The sequence below is a fragment of the Arthrobacter sp. MW3 TE3886 genome (assembly GCF_041262145.1).
Taxonomy (GTDB): domain Bacteria; phylum Actinomycetota; class Actinomycetes; order Actinomycetales; family Micrococcaceae; genus Arthrobacter.
Genome location: NZ_JBGCAN010000001.1, coordinates 4,509,491 through 4,523,529, shown reverse-complemented (window position 1 = coordinate 4,523,529; position 14,039 = coordinate 4,509,491). Strand labels below are relative to the sequence as shown.

The 14,039-nt window shown below is 69.5% G+C and carries 12 protein-coding genes and 1 riboswitch; of the genes, 6 read left to right on the top strand and 6 right to left on the bottom strand.

The window, feature by feature from the left end:
• Positions 1-12: 12 nt before the first annotated feature.
• From ABH915_RS20670 to ABH915_RS20655, 4 genes are all read left to right on the top strand, one after another.
• Positions 13-1,671: an ABC transporter ATP-binding protein gene (locus ABH915_RS20670; protein WP_370124836.1), complete on the top strand. Its 1,659-nt coding sequence runs from the start codon at positions 13-15 to the stop codon at positions 1,669-1,671.
• On the top strand, positions 1,668-2,471 hold the full coding sequence (locus ABH915_RS20665) for an energy-coupling factor transporter transmembrane protein EcfT (protein ID WP_370124834.1): 804 nt from the start codon (positions 1,668-1,670) through the stop codon (positions 2,469-2,471). Before ABH915_RS20670 ends, ABH915_RS20665 begins: the two co-directional genes overlap by 4 nt.
• A 136-nt stretch (positions 2,472-2,607) precedes the next feature.
• Complete coding sequence (locus ABH915_RS20660) at positions 2,608-4,131, top strand: UDP-N-acetylglucosamine 1-carboxyvinyltransferase (protein WP_370124832.1); 1,524 nt, start codon at positions 2,608-2,610, stop codon at positions 4,129-4,131.
• A gap of 110 nt (positions 4,132-4,241) precedes the next feature.
• A complete protein-coding gene (locus tag ABH915_RS20655) occupies positions 4,242-5,426 on the top strand; it encodes a glutamate--cysteine ligase (RefSeq protein ID WP_370124830.1) in 1,185 nt (394 codons plus the stop codon).
• Between the two features lie 45 nt (positions 5,427-5,471).
• Here ABH915_RS20655 and ABH915_RS20650 read toward each other — a convergent pair whose 3' ends face one another.
• Genes ABH915_RS20650 through ABH915_RS20640 form a run of 3 tightly spaced genes read right to left on the bottom strand, consistent with a single transcriptional unit; the run spans position 5,472 to position 7,429 of the window.
• Positions 5,472-6,680, bottom strand: a complete 1,209-nt coding sequence (locus ABH915_RS20650; RefSeq protein ID WP_370124828.1) for an O-succinylhomoserine sulfhydrylase — start codon at positions 6,678-6,680, stop codon at positions 5,472-5,474.
• A complete protein-coding gene (locus ABH915_RS20645; RefSeq protein ID WP_026538198.1) occupies positions 6,681-7,100 on the bottom strand; it encodes a rhodanese-like domain-containing protein in 420 nt (139 codons plus the stop codon).
• On the bottom strand, positions 7,097-7,429 hold the full coding sequence (locus tag ABH915_RS20640) for a DUF1737 domain-containing protein (RefSeq protein WP_370124826.1): 333 nt from the start codon (positions 7,427-7,429) through the stop codon (positions 7,097-7,099). Before ABH915_RS20640 ends, ABH915_RS20645 begins: the two co-directional genes overlap by 4 nt.
• Before the next feature lie 12 nt (positions 7,430-7,441).
• A riboswitch (SAM riboswitch) is annotated at positions 7,442-7,556 on the bottom strand.
• A 318-nt stretch (positions 7,557-7,874) separates the two neighbouring features.
• Between ABH915_RS20640 and ABH915_RS20635 the strand changes: the two genes are divergently transcribed.
• Positions 7,875-8,828, top strand: a complete 954-nt coding sequence (locus ABH915_RS20635; protein WP_370124824.1) for a hypothetical protein — start codon at positions 7,875-7,877, stop codon at positions 8,826-8,828.
• Positions 8,829-8,838: 10 nt separating this feature from the next.
• On the opposite strand, the gene ABH915_RS20630 is transcribed toward ABH915_RS20635, so the two are convergent.
• Positions 8,839-9,807 (bottom strand): aminodeoxychorismate lyase, encoded by a 969-nt coding sequence (locus tag ABH915_RS20630; RefSeq protein WP_370124822.1) that lies wholly within the window; start codon positions 9,805-9,807, stop codon positions 8,839-8,841.
• A 93-nt stretch (positions 9,808-9,900) separates the two neighbouring features.
• Here ABH915_RS20630 and cls point away from each other — a divergent pair, with 93 nt between their 5' ends.
• On the top strand, positions 9,901-11,376 hold the full coding sequence (cls, locus tag ABH915_RS20625; RefSeq protein ID WP_026266539.1) for a cardiolipin synthase: 1,476 nt from the start codon (positions 9,901-9,903) through the stop codon (positions 11,374-11,376).
• Positions 11,377-11,402: 26 nt separating this feature from the next.
• Here the strand turns inward: cls and pabB are convergent, their stop codons facing one another.
• Positions 11,403-13,469 carry an aminodeoxychorismate synthase component I gene (gene pabB, locus ABH915_RS20620; protein ID WP_370124819.1) on the bottom strand — a complete coding sequence of 689 codons (2,067 nt, stop codon included), beginning with the start codon at positions 13,467-13,469 and terminating at the stop codon, positions 11,403-11,405.
• Positions 13,466-14,038, bottom strand: coding sequence for a low molecular weight protein-tyrosine-phosphatase (locus ABH915_RS20615; RefSeq protein ID WP_370124817.1), 573 nt, complete (start codon positions 14,036-14,038; stop codon positions 13,466-13,468). The genes pabB and ABH915_RS20615 overlap by 4 nt, the downstream gene beginning before the upstream one ends.
• Between the last annotated feature and the right edge of the window lies 1 nt (position 14,039).

Genomic DNA, 14,039 nt, shown 5'->3' with positions numbered 1-14,039 from the left:
CTGCAGAGAACCATGAAATCTTCACCGGGCGTCCGGCCGGCCGCCGTGACGGCCCGCGGCTGGGGCTGGCGGCACGCCGGACGGACCCGGCCCGCGGTCAGCGGCCTTGACCTGGACATCCGGCCGGGGGAGCGCGTGCTCCTGCTGGGGCCCTCCGGCGCCGGCAAGTCGACGCTGCTCCACGCCCTGGCCGGCGTGCTGGGCGACGGCGCGGCCGGCGCATCCGGGCCGGCCGGCGACATCGGCGACGCCGAAGATGCTGACGAGACCGGCAGCCTGCTGATCGACGGCGCCGCGCCACGGGCGCAGCGCGGCCGCGCCGGGCTGGTGCAGCAGGACCCGGAAACACAGGTGGTGCTGTCCCGTCTCGGCGACGACGTCGCCTTCGGGGCGGAGAACCTGGCCGTCCCGGCAGCGGAGATCTGGCCGCGCGTGCGCGAGGCGCTCGACGACGTCGGGCTGGGCCGGCTGCCGCTGGACCATCCGACGTCGGCCCTCTCCGGCGGACAAAAGCAACGGCTGGCGCTCGCCGGGATCCTCGCGATGCGGCCAGGGCTGCTGCTGCTGGACGAGCCGACCGCCAACCTCGACCCCGCGGGCGTCCTGGAGGTCCGCGACGCCGTCGGCCGCTGCCTGGACAAGACGGGCGCCACGCTGGTGGTCGTGGAGCACCGGGTGGGGGTCTGGAAAGACCTTGTGGACAGGATCGTGGTGCTGCAGCCAGGGTCCGCCACGGACTCCGCGGTCCTCATCGACGGGCCCCCGGACCGGGTCCTGGCCGAGGCGCGGGACATGCTCATCGGTGCGGGCGTCTGGGTGCCGGGCCACGTCCCGGCGACGCGGATGCGGCTGCCGGCGCGGGGAGCGGGACACGTTCTGCTCGCGGCCGAAGGGCTCGCAGTGTCCCGCGAGCGGCCGCGGCGGGCCGGGCTGCGCGATGGGTTCCGCACCATCGCGCCGCGCCCGGTCCAGTCCGGGGTCTCGGTCCAGGTCCGCGCCGGCGAGGCCCTGACCATCACCGGAGCGAACGGCACGGGGAAGTCCACCCTGGCGCTGACGCTGGCAGGGCTCCTGCGGCCCGTTGCGGGAACGGTCGGGGCCGCGGCGGAGCTGAGCAGTCCCGCCGCTGGTCACTCCAGTGGACACTCCGCTGATCGGTTAAGCAGGGGCGCCGGACCCGATCCCTACCGGTGGAAGGCCCAGCAGCTGATCGCCCGGATAGGAACCGTCTTCCAGGAACCCGAGCACCAGTTCGTCACCGGCAAGGTCCTCGACGAGCTCATGTTCGGCCCGCGCCACCTCGGCTACGGCGAAGACCGCGTGGACGAACTGCTGGAGCGGCTGCGGCTGACGGAGCTTGTGGACGCCAACCCCTACACGCTCTCCGGCGGCGAGAAGCGGCGCCTTTCGGTAGCCACCGTGCTGGCGGCGCACCCCCAGGTGCTGGTCCTGGACGAGCCCACCTTCGGCCAGGATGCCAATACCTGGGCCGAACTCGCCTCGTTCCTGTCCGAGCTCCTCGACGCCGGCACCGCCGTTGTGTCAGTGACGCACGACGCCGAATTCAGCGCCGTCCTCGGTGGCACCGAACTGCGCCTCCGGCCACGGGAAACGGCCGCCGCGGATGCTCCCGGCCCGGATCTTCAGCTGCCGGAGGGGGCCTCGCCATGAGGGACGCACTGAGCCTGCGCGGCAACCATGCGCTGCTGACCCGCGCCAACCCGCTCTCCAAGTTCACGGCGGTCACCCTGATCACCCTGGTCCTGGCGCTGTCCATTGACTGGGTTTCGGCGTCGGTGGCGCTCGCCTTCGAACTGCTGCTCCTGCCGCTGGCGGGCCTGACCGTTGCCTTGCTGTGGCAGCGCGGCTGGCCGCTGATCCTCGCGGCGGCATTGGGCGGCTGGAGCACGGCCATCCTGGCGCCTGATTCCGGATCCGTCCTGCTCGATGCCGGGATCTGGTCCATCAGTGCCGGTTCCCTGCAGCTGGGAATCGGCTTTATGCTCCGCGGGCTCGCGATCGCATTGCCTGCGGTGCTGCTGATGAGCTGCACCGACCCCACGGACCTGGCCGACGCCCTGGCCCAGAACGCAAAACTGCCGCACCGGTTCGTCCTGGGAACCCTGGCCGCCATGCGGCTCGTCGGGATCATGGCCGAGCAATGGCAGACCATCGGCATGGCCCGGCGGGCCCGCGGCGTGGGCTCAAGCGGCAACCCCTATCAGCGGTTCCGCGCCATGCTGGGCCAGAGTTTCGGCCTGCTGGTGCAGGCGATCCGGAGCGCCTCGCGGCTCGCGGTGACCATGGAGGCCCGCGGGTTCGGCGGCGCCGCGCGGACCTGGGCCCGACCGTCCACGTTCAGCGGACTCGACGCCTGGGTGCTGCTGGGCGGACTCGGCATCGCCGCTGCCGCCGTCGCCGCGGCCCTCGGCGCGGGCACCTGGAACCTCGTCTTCCTCACCCGCCAGTAACCGGCGCCGGCGCCGGAGGTCCGGGGAGCTCCGGCGCCGCGCCCGGTTATCGCATGGTGCGGGTATTCGTGTGAGATTGGCGCCATTCCGGCCGGAATTACCGCGATTGATAAATCATGCGTGATATTTTCGGGGCATGACTCAACCGACTGCTGAACACGTAGGCATCCTGCTCCGCGAGGCGCGCGGGGCCAAGGGCTGGACCCAGGGACAACTCGCCGCGGAGCTCGGCACCAGCCAGAGCGCCATCGCCAGGATGGAACAGGGCAAGCAGAACCTGAGCCTGAAGATGATCCAGCGACTGGAGGCGATCGTCGGGCACAGCATCGTCAAGGTGGGCCGGCCCCAGATGACCCACCTGCGCGTCGAGGGCGGCCGCACGCTCGCCGGCGCGGTGGACGTCAACAGCAGCAAGAATGCCGGCGTCGCGCTGTTGTGCGCCAGCCTCATCAACCGTGGCACCACCACCCTGCGCCGGCTGGCCCGGATCGAGGAAGTGAACCGGATCGTGGAGGTGCTGACCAGCATCGGCGTCGAATGCACCTGGCTCAACGCGAACGACCTCCAGATCCGCCGCCCCGCCGTCCTGGACCTGGCATCCATGGATGTGGAGGCGGCCCGCCGGACCCGCAGCGTCATCATGCTCCTGGGCCCGCTGCTGGACGAGGCCGACACCTACCGGCTGCCCTACGCCGGCGGCTGCGACCTCGGCACCCGCACCGTGCAGCCGCACATGCAGGCGCTGCGCCAGTTCGGCCTCAGCGTGGAGGCGAAGTCCGGGTTCTATGCGGTGCAGGCGCCGCCGGCGGACGGTCACGACCGCTCCTTCGTGCTCAGCGAACGCGGCGACACCGTCACCGAGAACGCCATCATGGCCGCAGCCCACCGCCGTGGCACCACCATCATCCGCAATGCCAGCCCGAACTACATGGTGCAGGATCTGTGCTTCTACCTGCAGATGCTCGGCGTCGACATCGCGGGGGTTGGCACCACCACGCTGAAGATCACCGGACGCCCGTCGATTGACGCCGACGTCGAATACTTCCCGTCCGAGGACCCGATCGAGGCGATGAGCCTCATCACCGCCGGCATCGTGACGAACTCGGAAGTCACCATCCGCCGCGTCCCGATCGAGTTCATGGAAATCGAACTGGCCACGCTCGAACAGATGGGCCAGCGGCTCGAGGTTTCCGGGGAGTACTTTGCCCGCAACGGCCGCACCCGCCTGGTGGACGTCACCACCAAGCCTTCGGAGCTGCGGGCGCCGGAGGACAAGATCCACCCCATGCCCTTCCCCGGCCTGAACATCGACAACCTGCCTTTCTTCGCGGTGATCGCCGCCAACGCCCATGGCCAGACCATGATCCATGACTGGGTCTACGAGAACCGGGCCATTTACCTGACCGAACTCAACAAGCTCGGCGCCCAGGTCCAGCTGCTCGATCCGCACCGCATCTACGTCAACGGGCCCACAAAGTGGCGTGCGGCCGAGGTGGGCTGCCCGCCGGCTCTCCGCCCCGCCGCCTGCCTGCTGCTGGCCATGCTGGCGGCCCGTGGCGTCTCGGAGCTGCGGAACATCTACGTCATTGAGCGCGGCTATGAGGACCTGGCTGAGCGGCTGAACACCATCGGCGCGAAGATCGAGTACTTCCAGGACTGAATCCAAGCAACGCGGGGTCACTCCGCGCCCATCCGAAGGGATGACACGGGCGCGAAGTGACCCCGCGTTGGTGTGGGGCGTTTCGGCGGATCCTGACGCACAATAGATTCATGCGCACCTTCGGCGTGGAGGAAGAACTGCTGATAGTGGACCCCGAATCGGGGATGCTGCTTGCCCTCGCCGACCTCATGCTGCCGAGTCTGGTGCCGCCGCAGCAGGAAGCCGCCAGGGTTCTCCCGGCCCAGAAGCCGGTCCACGAAGGCGCCGATTTCAGCTACGAACTCAAGCTCGAACAGATCGAGACCCAGACGCATCCGTGCCTGGAGTACACGGAAATGCTCCGGCAGCTCAGGCGCGGCCGGGCCCTCGCGGACCAGGCCGCCCGGGCGCACGGCGGCCGCGTCGCAGCCCTGGCTACGTCGCCCCAAGGCTCCGCCACGCACCTGACACCGAATCCCCGCTATATGACCATGCAGCAGCGCTTCGGGCTCACCGTCCGGAACCAGCTGACCTGCGGCCTCCACGTCCACACCTTTGTGGAGTCCCCGGAGGAGGGCGTGGCCGTGATGGACCGGATCCGGGACAAACTGGCCGTGCTGATAGCGCTCAGCGCGAATTCCCCCTACTGGAACGGGGCCGAGACCGGATTCGAGAGCTACCGCACGCAGGCCTGGAACCGCTGGCCGGGCTCGGGTCCCACGATGATCTTCGGCAGCCTCCCCGTCTACCGCCGCGTGGTCACCCGGCTGGTGGAAAGCGGCGTCCTGATGGATGAGGGAATGGTCTATTTCGACGCGCGGCTGTGCCGTCAGCATCCCACCGTGGAGATCCGGGTCGCGGATGTCTGCCTGCGGGCCGAGGACGCTGCCCTCATTGCCGTGCTGGTGCGCGCCCTCGTGGAGTCGGCGGCGCGGGAATGGAACGACGGCGTCGATCCCGCCCCGGTGCCCACGCTGCTGCTGCGGATGGCCGCCTGGCAGGCCAGCAATTGCGGGCTGCGCGGGGAGCTCCTGGACTTCGGAACCTTCACCCCTGCCCCGGCCGCGGACGTGGTCAGGGCGCTCGTGGACTTCGTGGCCCCGGTGCTTGAGGAGCAGGGCGAGCTGGAGCTGGCGCGCGAGGGCGTCGAGCGGATTCTGACAGAGGGCACCGGTTCGCAGCTACAGCGCGGCCCATTCCGGGCTGGCGGCCTGCCCGCCGTCGTCGAACGGGCCATCGAACTGACCACCGAGGGGCCCGTCACCGAAGGGCCGGCCGAAAATCGTTCGCCCCTGGGCCGGTTGCGCCCGGCCTGACCGGGAGCCGGCACCAGGGGCAGTGCACGGCAGGGGGCGGCGGCCCTAGACCTGCTTGAGTGCCTGGCCGAGGTCGCGGATGAGGTCCTCGACGTCCTCCAGGCCCACCGAAAGCCGGACCACACCGTCGCTGAGCCCGATCGCCGCGCGGCCTTCCGGACCCATCGCGCGGTGCGTGGTGGTGGCCGGGTGCGTGATGAGCGTCTTGGCGTCGCCGAGGTTGTTGGAGATGTCGATGATCCGCAGCGCGTCCAGGAGTGCGAACGCGGCCTGCTTCGCCGTGCGGCCGGGGGAGGGCTGCAGCTCCAGGGTGAGAACCGTCCCGCCGGCCTTCATCTGCTGCACCGCCAGCCGGTACTGCGGGTGGGACGGCAGCAGCGGGTACTTTACCCAGCCCACCGCAGGCTGTCCCTCGAGCCATTCGGCCAGCCGCAGCGCCGAGGCCGAGGAATGGTTGACGCGCAAGGCCATGGTCTCCAGGCCCTTGGTGAGCACCCAGGCATTGAACGCCGAAAGCGCCGGACCGGTGTGCCGCATGAGCTGCTTGACGGGCCCGTCGATGAATTCCCTGGTGCCCAGGATGGCTCCGCCCAGGACCCGGCCCTGGCCGTCGATGTGCTTGGTGCCGGAGTAGACCACCACGTCCGCGCCGAGGTCGCCGCAGCGCTGCAGCAGCGGGGTGGCGAAGACGTTGTCTACCACCACCGTGGCGCCGGCCGCATGCGCCAGTTTGCTCACGGCGGCGATGTCCACGATTTCCTGCATGGGGTTCGACGGCGACTCGAAGAACACGGCGGTGGTCGGCTCGGACAGCGCGGCTTGCCACTGCTCCAGGTCCGGGCCGTCCACGAAGACCGTCTCGACACCCCAGCGCGGCAGGATCTCGTTGAGGATCACGAAGCACGAGCCGAACAGCGAGCGGGCCGCGACCACCCGGTCCCCGGCCGCCAACAGCGCGCCCAGGGCGGTGAAGACGGCGGACATGCCGGACGCCGTCGCAAAACACGCCTCCGTCCCTTCGAGCAGCCGGAGCCGCTCCTGGAAGGTGGCGACGGAGGGGTTGCCGTAGCGGGAGTAGACGAAGCGCTCGTCCTCCCCGGTGAAGGCGCGCTCGGCGGCGGCCGCTGACTCGTAGACGAATCCTGAGTTGAGGAAGATCGGCTCGGTGGTTTCCTGGAAGCCGGTGCGGTCAAGGCCGCCGCGGACAGCCTGGGTGTCGGCCGCCCAGCCGGCGGCGTCGGGATTGAAAGTCACTTAAATCTTTCCGAGGTTGGTGGGCAGGCCGCGGTTCTTCCAGCCGTTGACGGTGCGTTCGCCGAAGCGGTCGGTCTCGCCTTCGAAGCCCTCAAGGACGTTGTAGGAGGTGAAGCCGGCGGCCGTCGCGGCCGTCGCGGCGGCGATCGACCGGGCACCGGAGCGGCAAAGGAACACCAGTTCGACGGCGGTGTCCTCCGGCGCCTGCTGCCTTAGCTGTTCCACGAAGTGCGGGTTCGGCGTGCCGCCGGCGAGGTTCCACTGGATGAAGAGCGGATCGTTGCGGCTTTCGCCCGCAGCCGCGGTGTCCGGGATACCGATGTGGGCCCATTCGCCCTCGGTTCGGACATCCACCAGGATGGCTCCGGCCTCCAGCTTGGCCCACGCCTCATCCGGGCTGAGGTCTCCGGCGTAGCTCATGCGTGGCCCGCGAAGACCCCGTCGGCGCCAGACTCGTCGGCGTCGAGCTCATCAACCGCATTGGCCACGGCGGCGTCCGCACTTGCAATCGCGGCCGGCAGGACCAGCGCCTGCGCCACGATCACGGTGCTTCCGTTGAAGCTGGCGGCGGGGCTTCCGTGCAGCACATAGCCCTCGGCCAGGGCGGCTGACACCCGCTCGCAAAAGGCGCGGTCATCCGCGCCGGTGAACAGGCGGTAGGCCAGCCTTTCCTCGCCGGCGGTTGCCGCGCTGGGGGCTGCGGCGGGGACTGTACTGGTGGCTGGTGTGGGTGTTGACGTGTCGGGCACGACGGATCTCCTCTTTCACGCTTGCAGCTCGAATGGTCGATATGCCGAGTATTCACCTGAGGCACCCCGCCGCGAAAGGGAGGGTTGCCGACCGGCCAGTCAGGGCTTGGCACCGGTTCTCATTACTCCCCAAAAACGTAACACCTGCGGCGCCGGCCCGCACCGCCGCCGCCGTCATGTTCCGTAACCGGACCGTGGCCCGGGCGAGTAGTGGCGGGCTCCAGTTTCGGGTACTGCCCACTCGTGTCTGCCGGGATGTTTCGCCGTCTACTGGGGGGATTAGGTCCGACGCGTCGGCCGGCGCTGCAGGTGATTCGGGCAGTTTGTGAATCGAGCAGTCCGTGAAACGACTCGTCTGTCCAACAACAGGCTGTCTGAGAATCGGTGGCTGGAACGGTCGGAGCCGCAGCCGCGGTCGGGACGGTGACGGCGGAATGGAGCAATCGTGGACCCGCGCATACTCGTTACCGGGATTACCAGCGCCGCCGGACGGGCCGTCGCGGCCCAACTCGAAGCCCGAGGCCTCCCGTACCTCGGCTCCGATGCCCGCGCCGACACCCGTCAGGCCGGCGAGACTCCCGCCGCCGCGGTCAGGCTCCTGCCGGCGACGGACCCGGACATGATTCTGGACCTGCGCCGGCTGGTGGACCGCGAAGCCATCAACGTCATCATTCCGACCCTCACCGTGGAACTCCCGGTCCTGGCCGCGGCCCGCGCCGGATTCGCCCAGGACGTGCGGATCATCGTGGGTGATCCTGCCGCGGTGGCCCTCGCCAACGATCAGCTGTTCACCACCTGGGCGCTGCAGGCGGCCGGCATCCCGGTGCCCCGGTTCGCGGTGCCGGGCGACCTCGCCGCCGCGCCGGCATCCCTCGCCGGCCTCAGCGGCCCCGTGGTGGTCAAGCCGCGGGTCTTCAAAGGCTTCCATGGTGTCCACCTGCTGGCCGGAACCGCCTCCGTTAGCTGGAAGAACCTGCCGGCGGGGCAACTGGTCCAGGAATTCATCCCGGGCGCCGACTACGTGTGCCTGGTGTTCGGCACCCCGGCACGCAACGCGATGGCCCCGGTGGCGGTGGTCCTCGAGAAGACCAGGACTCCGTATGGACGCGCCGGCAGCGACGAAGTCAGCCGGAGGGTGCCGGCGGATCAGGCCGGGGATGTGCGCAAGCTGGGTCTGGCCGCCGTCCGCACGCTCGGGCTGACCGGGCCGGTCCAGGTCCAGATCCGCCGCCGCACCGACGGAACGCCCGTGGTGCTGGGTGTCTGCGCGACCCTGGGGGAGAACAGCACGTGGGCTCCGGAAATGCTCGACGCCGTGCTGGCAACGTTCACGCTCCCGGCGTTCAACCCGGCCTCCTTCCGCCGGTGCCCGGCAGTGCCCGCGGACGCCCTGGGGTGATCCCGCGTTGCTATTCGATGGTGGCGAAGAGGGCGTTGAGTTCGGCCGTGAGCTGGCGCCGCAGTTCCGGGGTGCCGATTTCCTGGCCGTCGATGTGGTTCACCGGGGCCAGGAGCCGGATGCTGGAGATCAGCCAGACCGCGTCGGCGTCCAGCAGGTCCTTCGGCTCCAGCGGGCCGTAGCCCAGTTCCCAGCCGGCAGCCTTGGCGGCGGTGAACAGGGCGCCCTGTGACGTGCCGGGCAGGATGCCGCTGTCCAGCTGGGGAGTGATGAGCCGCCGGACGGTGCGGACGCCGCCGGCGCCGTCGTCCGAGGTTTCCAGGTGGGCCAGCAGAACGGTCGACGTCGGACCCTCCAGCACCCGGCCGTCCGCGGACGTGAAGATGACGTCGTCGGCGCCCTGCCGGTGGGCGTAGCGCAACGCCGCCATGTTCACGGCGTACGAAAGGGTCTTGGCGCCGAGCAGGAGCCACGGGGCGCGCTCGCCGACTTCACTGTCGTAGCCGCGGTCCAGCAGGATGACGTCGATCCCGGTCTCGCGCTGCCGGCGGCCCGCGGCCGCTGGCGCGGAGGCCTGGATCCAGCACGTGGGGGCAGCCGCGCCCTCCGGCCCGCGGGTGACAATCAGCTTCACCACCACCTCGTCCTGCCCCGTGCCGCCGGCTGCACCCTCGGCAGGTTCCTGCCCCCGGAACTCGCGGATGGCGGTTTCCACCGCCCGCCGCCATGCGTCCTCGGCCGGGATGTCCAGCTCCAGCAGCCGGGCCGAGCCGGCCAGCCGGGTCAGGTGCGCCTGGATCTTGCGGGGCCGGCCGCCGACGGCCAGCAGGGATTCGAATACGCCGTCGCCGCGGGTGGCGCCCAGGTCCGTGGCCATCAGTTGCGGCTGGGACGCGTCGGCAACGCGGCCGCCGTCGAACGCCGGGTCGAGGAAGACCAGCACGGTCGCGGGCGCAGGAACAGGGGCAGGAGTGGTCATGGCTACAGCTTAGTCTCGGCGGTCCCGGGATAGGATTTGCACGTTGCCCGTTCCGGAACTGTTCCGCGGGCCTGTAGCTTGAGGGGTTCGCCTGTGCTGTGGCCATTTCCGCTGGCGGAAACTTTACCGTCCTGGGCGATTCTGATTTTGACCGTGATCGACTTCGCCATCCGCGTGCTGGCCCTGGGCATCATCCCCGGAAACCGGCGGCCCACCACCGCGATGGCCTGGCTGCTGGGCATCTTCATTGTGCCCATCATCGGCCTGGCCTTGTTCCTGCTGTTCGGCAATTTCCGGCTCTCCCGCAAGCGCCGCGCGCAGCAGGACGCGGTCAATACCCGGGTGCGCGCCGGGACCTCGGAACTGGCGATGCTGGAGAGCCGCTACGCCGGACCCGAATGGGTGGCTTCCGCCGCGGAACTGAACAAGACGCTCGGCTCGCTGCCGATGGTGGACGGTAACCAAGTGGAACTGCTGCCCGGCTACCCCGACTCCATCAAGGCGATGGCCAAGGCGGTCCGCGGCGCAAAGTCGTTCGTCAACGCCGAGTTCTACATCATGAGCTCGGACCACGTCACGGACGATCTGCTGACCGCGCTGGAAGAGGCCGCCGAGCGCGGCGTCGAGGTCCGTGTCCTGTTCGATCACCTTGGCACGCTTCGCATCAAGGGCTATCGCAAGCTGATCGCCCGGCTCAAGGCCAGCAAGATCCGCTGGCGGCCCATGCTGCCGCTCAACCCGATGCAGGGGCAGTGGCGCCGGCCGGACTTGCGCAACCACCGCAAGATCATGGTGATCGACGGCGAGATCGCCTTCACCGGATCGCAGAACCTGATCGAGCCCTCCTACAACAACCCCAAGCACCGCAAGATCGGCCGCGAATGGGTCGAGCTGATGGCCTGCCTGCGTGGACCGATCGTCACCACGCTCAACGTCGTGTTCGCCACCGACTGGCTCAGCGAGACCGACGAATCCATTGAGGAACAGCTCGCGCACCGGCCCGAACTGCACGCCGGCAACATCACCGCCCAGGTGGTGCCCAGCGGCCCCGGCTTCATCACCGAAAACAATCTGCGGCTCTTCAACACGCTGATCTACTCGGCGCAGCGCAAGATCTCGATCTGCAGCCCGTACTTCGTCCCGGACGACTCGCTGCTGTATGCGGTGACGACGGCGGCGCAGCGCGGCGTCGACGTCGAACTCTTCGTCTCGGAAAAGGGCGACCAGTTCCTGGTCCACCACGCCCAGCAGTCCTACTATGAGGCTCTGCTTGAAGCCGGGGTGCGGATCTACCTCTACAAGGCCCCCTTCGTGCTGCACGCCAAGCACTTCACGATCGACGACGACGTTGCCGTGCTGGGTTCCAGCAACATGGACATGCGCTCCTTCTCGCTGAACCTGGAGGTCTCGGTGATGCTCCTGGGGGAGGACATCGTGCGGCGGATCAGCGCCGTGGAGGACACCTACCGGGGCATTTCGCGCGAACTTACCCTCGAGGACTGGATGAAACGTCCGATGGGCGTCAAATACGTGGACAACGTCGCACGGCTGACGGCCACCCTGCAGTAGCCGGGGGAGCCGGCGGGAGAGCCGACTCAGCCTTGGGGAAACTCGGCGCCGAGCGCCGAGAGGACGCCGAACGCTTTGGTCCGGATTTCCTCGTACTCCTCCTGCGGCGTCGAGTCGGCGGTGACGGCGCCGCCGACGCCGAGGCTCAGTTCCGCGGCACCCGCGCCCAGGGCCCTGACCACGAGGGTCCGGATTGCCACGGCGAGGTCGGCGGCCCCGTTCAGGGAGAAGTAGCCGATCGCCCCGGAGTACACTCCGCGCGGTGCGGCCTCCAGCCGGTCCAGGATTGCCATGGTGCTGACCTTCGGGGCGCCGGTCATCGAACCGGCGGGGAAGCAGGCCGCGACCGCCTCGGCCCGCGGCATCCCGGGCCGCAGCCGGGCATCGATGGTGCTCACCATTTGGTGCACGGTGGCGTAGCTCTCGATCGCGCACAGCCGGCTGACGGCCACCGAACCCGGGACGGCGAAATGGCTCAAGTCATTGCGCAACAGGTCCACGATCATGATGTTTTCCGCGCGGTCCTTGGCCGACGATTCCAGCTCCTCCCGCAGGGCGGCATCCGTCCCCGGTTCCGGATCGCGGCGGCGGGTGCCCTTGATCGGCTCTGCCCGCATCCTGCCGTCCGCGGCAATCTGCAGGAACCGCTCCGGCGACGTGCTCGCCACGGCGAGCTCGCCGAACCGCAGAAAACTGGCGAAGGGGGCCGGGTTGCGGCGCCGCAGCTCCAGGTAGGCCGGCCACGGATCCATGCCCTGAGGCCCCGCGGGCGGGGCAGCGGTGAGCACCGTGGTCAGGCAGACCTCATAGGTGTTTCCTTCCGCGATCTCATGCTGGGCCTCGGTGACTTTGGCCTTGTAGCCGGCTTCCGTGTCCCGGGCGGCGAAGCGCGGAGCGGCGGGCGGCGGGGCGCTGACACGCTGGGCCGGGGCAGCGGGCACGGCCCCGGGCGCCGGCGCGGCCGCGGTGACGGCCGTGCGGGCCGCCCCAAGCCAGTCCCCGGCGTCGGGCGCGTCCAGGGTCAGCAGCCAGGCTGTGCCCTCGGCGTGGTCGAGGACCACGGCGCGGCCGGCGAAGATCAGGCAGGCGTCCGGGGTGGCGGCGGTGACGTCGTTGCCGCCGGTTTCGCGTTTGAGCTCATAGCCGAGGTACCCGAGCCAGCCCAGGGTGAACTCGCACGGGTAGGCCTCGGGTGCACGGAGCGCGCGGCGGCCCCACACGCCGTCGAGCCAGCGGAAGAACGGCCCATCGGTTGTCACGGTGGCCTGGCCGGTACTGACGCGGGTCCGTCCGGAACTGTGCCGGACGGACTGGCCGAAGCGGCCGCCGTCGTCGGCCAGGATGCTGAAGCGGCTGCGCTCCGCAGCCTCCGGGGCCAGGCCTGCCGGGTCCAGGGAGGAGTCAAGCCACACGGCGTTGGTTGAACCGCCAAAGAGCGCCGCAAACAGTTGCGCGGGCTCGGGCTGGGCCTGGATCCGTTCTGCCAGCAATTGCAGCCCGCGCCGGGCGGCGAGTTCGGGCAGCAGGGAGGAGGCGACGGCGGGAAGGTACTGAAGGGCCTGCAGGACGTCGTCCGGGGCGGTGCCGTCCGCCAGGTTGAGCACGTGCACATCCGCGCGGGCCGGGACGTCATCGGCCGCCAGCCACTCCGCTTCCTGGGCAGCCCACTGGTCCCAAAACGGTTCGTAGGTGTCGCCGTCCCGGGCCAGCGCCCGTGCCCGGCGGTCCGCGTCGGAGGAGTCCGCCCAGATCACGGCGTCCAGCAGGGGTGCCGCGGCCGCCGCGGCGGCACCGACGCCCTCCACCAGGAGGATTTCGGCCGGGCGTGTGGTGCGGGCTTCGCCGTCGTAGTGCCGTTCCCAGTCCCAGCTGACCCATTCCGCATTCTCCCCGCGCCGCAAGGGTGAAAGCACGGTGGTGACGTAGCGTTCGATCCCCGCCGCCAGCCCGTTCCAGCCGGGGTAGATGTCCTCAAGGTGGAAGAGCGAGACCTTGTGGTGTTCCCTCAGCCGCGCCGCCAGTTCGATGGCCAGGGTGGTCTTGCCGGAGCCGGAGCGCCCGTCGATTGCGATGATGACGGGTGCGGGGCTCATGAAATAGAGCGTACCGGCTGCTGTGCCTTGGGTTGGTCACTGCCGTGATGTTGCCCGTTCTGCCGCTCAAGCTCGGTGCGCACATGCTGCACAATCCCCGGAAGGGAGGCCCGGATGAGGTTCCAGGTGGTGTCGAAGTCGGTGTGGCCGCCGTACCACGGGTCCTCGATGCCCTGCTCCAGCGGGTCCTTGTCCGCCACGGCGGGGTCGAAGCTGCGGAGCATGCGGATCTTGGCCAGGGATTCCCGGTCCGGTGCTGCCTGCCGGAGCCAGCCGTAGTGGTCGACGTCGAGGGCCAGGATCAGCTCCCGGCTGGCGAACCATTCGGGCCGCCATTCGCGCGCCACGTGGCGGTCCGAAGCGATGTTTTGCGCCGTGAGTTTGCGCGCGGCCCGGGGATCGATGGGCCGGCCGGCCTCATAGGCGGTGGTGCCGGCGGAATCGATCACGGCCCCGGTCAGGCGCTCGGCCCGGAATGCCTCCGCCAGCATGAGTTCGGCCATCGGCGACCGGCAGATGTTTCCGGTGCAGACCGCGATGATCCGGTACTGGCTCGACATTGAGGTCATA

Excerpts from the sequence above, each read along its gene's own strand:
- ABH915_RS20660 (WP_370124832.1), top strand. The coding sequence starts at position 2,608 with ATGACTCAACCGACTGCTGAACACGTAGGCATCCTGCTCCGCGAGGCG.
- ABH915_RS20645 (WP_026538198.1), bottom strand. The coding sequence starts at position 7,100 with ATGAGCTACGCCGGAGACCTCAGCCCGGATGAGGCGTGGGCCAAGCTG.
- pabB (WP_370124819.1), bottom strand. The coding sequence starts at position 13,469 with ATGAGCCCCGCACCCGTCATCATCGCAATCGACGGGCGCTCCGGCTCC.
- ABH915_RS20670 (WP_370124836.1), top strand. The coding sequence starts at position 13 with ATGAAATCTTCACCGGGCGTCCGGCCGGCCGCCGTGACGGCCCGCGGC.
- ABH915_RS20630 (WP_370124822.1), bottom strand. The coding sequence starts at position 9,807 with ATGACCACTCCTGCCCCTGTTCCTGCGCCCGCGACCGTGCTGGTCTTC.
- ABH915_RS20665 (WP_370124834.1), top strand. The coding sequence starts at position 1,668 with ATGAGGGACGCACTGAGCCTGCGCGGCAACCATGCGCTGCTGACCCGC.
- ABH915_RS20615 (WP_370124817.1), bottom strand. The coding sequence starts at position 14,038 with ATGACCTCAATGTCGAGCCAGTACCGGATCATCGCGGTCTGCACCGGA.
- ABH915_RS20655 (WP_370124830.1), top strand. The coding sequence starts at position 4,242 with ATGCGCACCTTCGGCGTGGAGGAAGAACTGCTGATAGTGGACCCCGAA.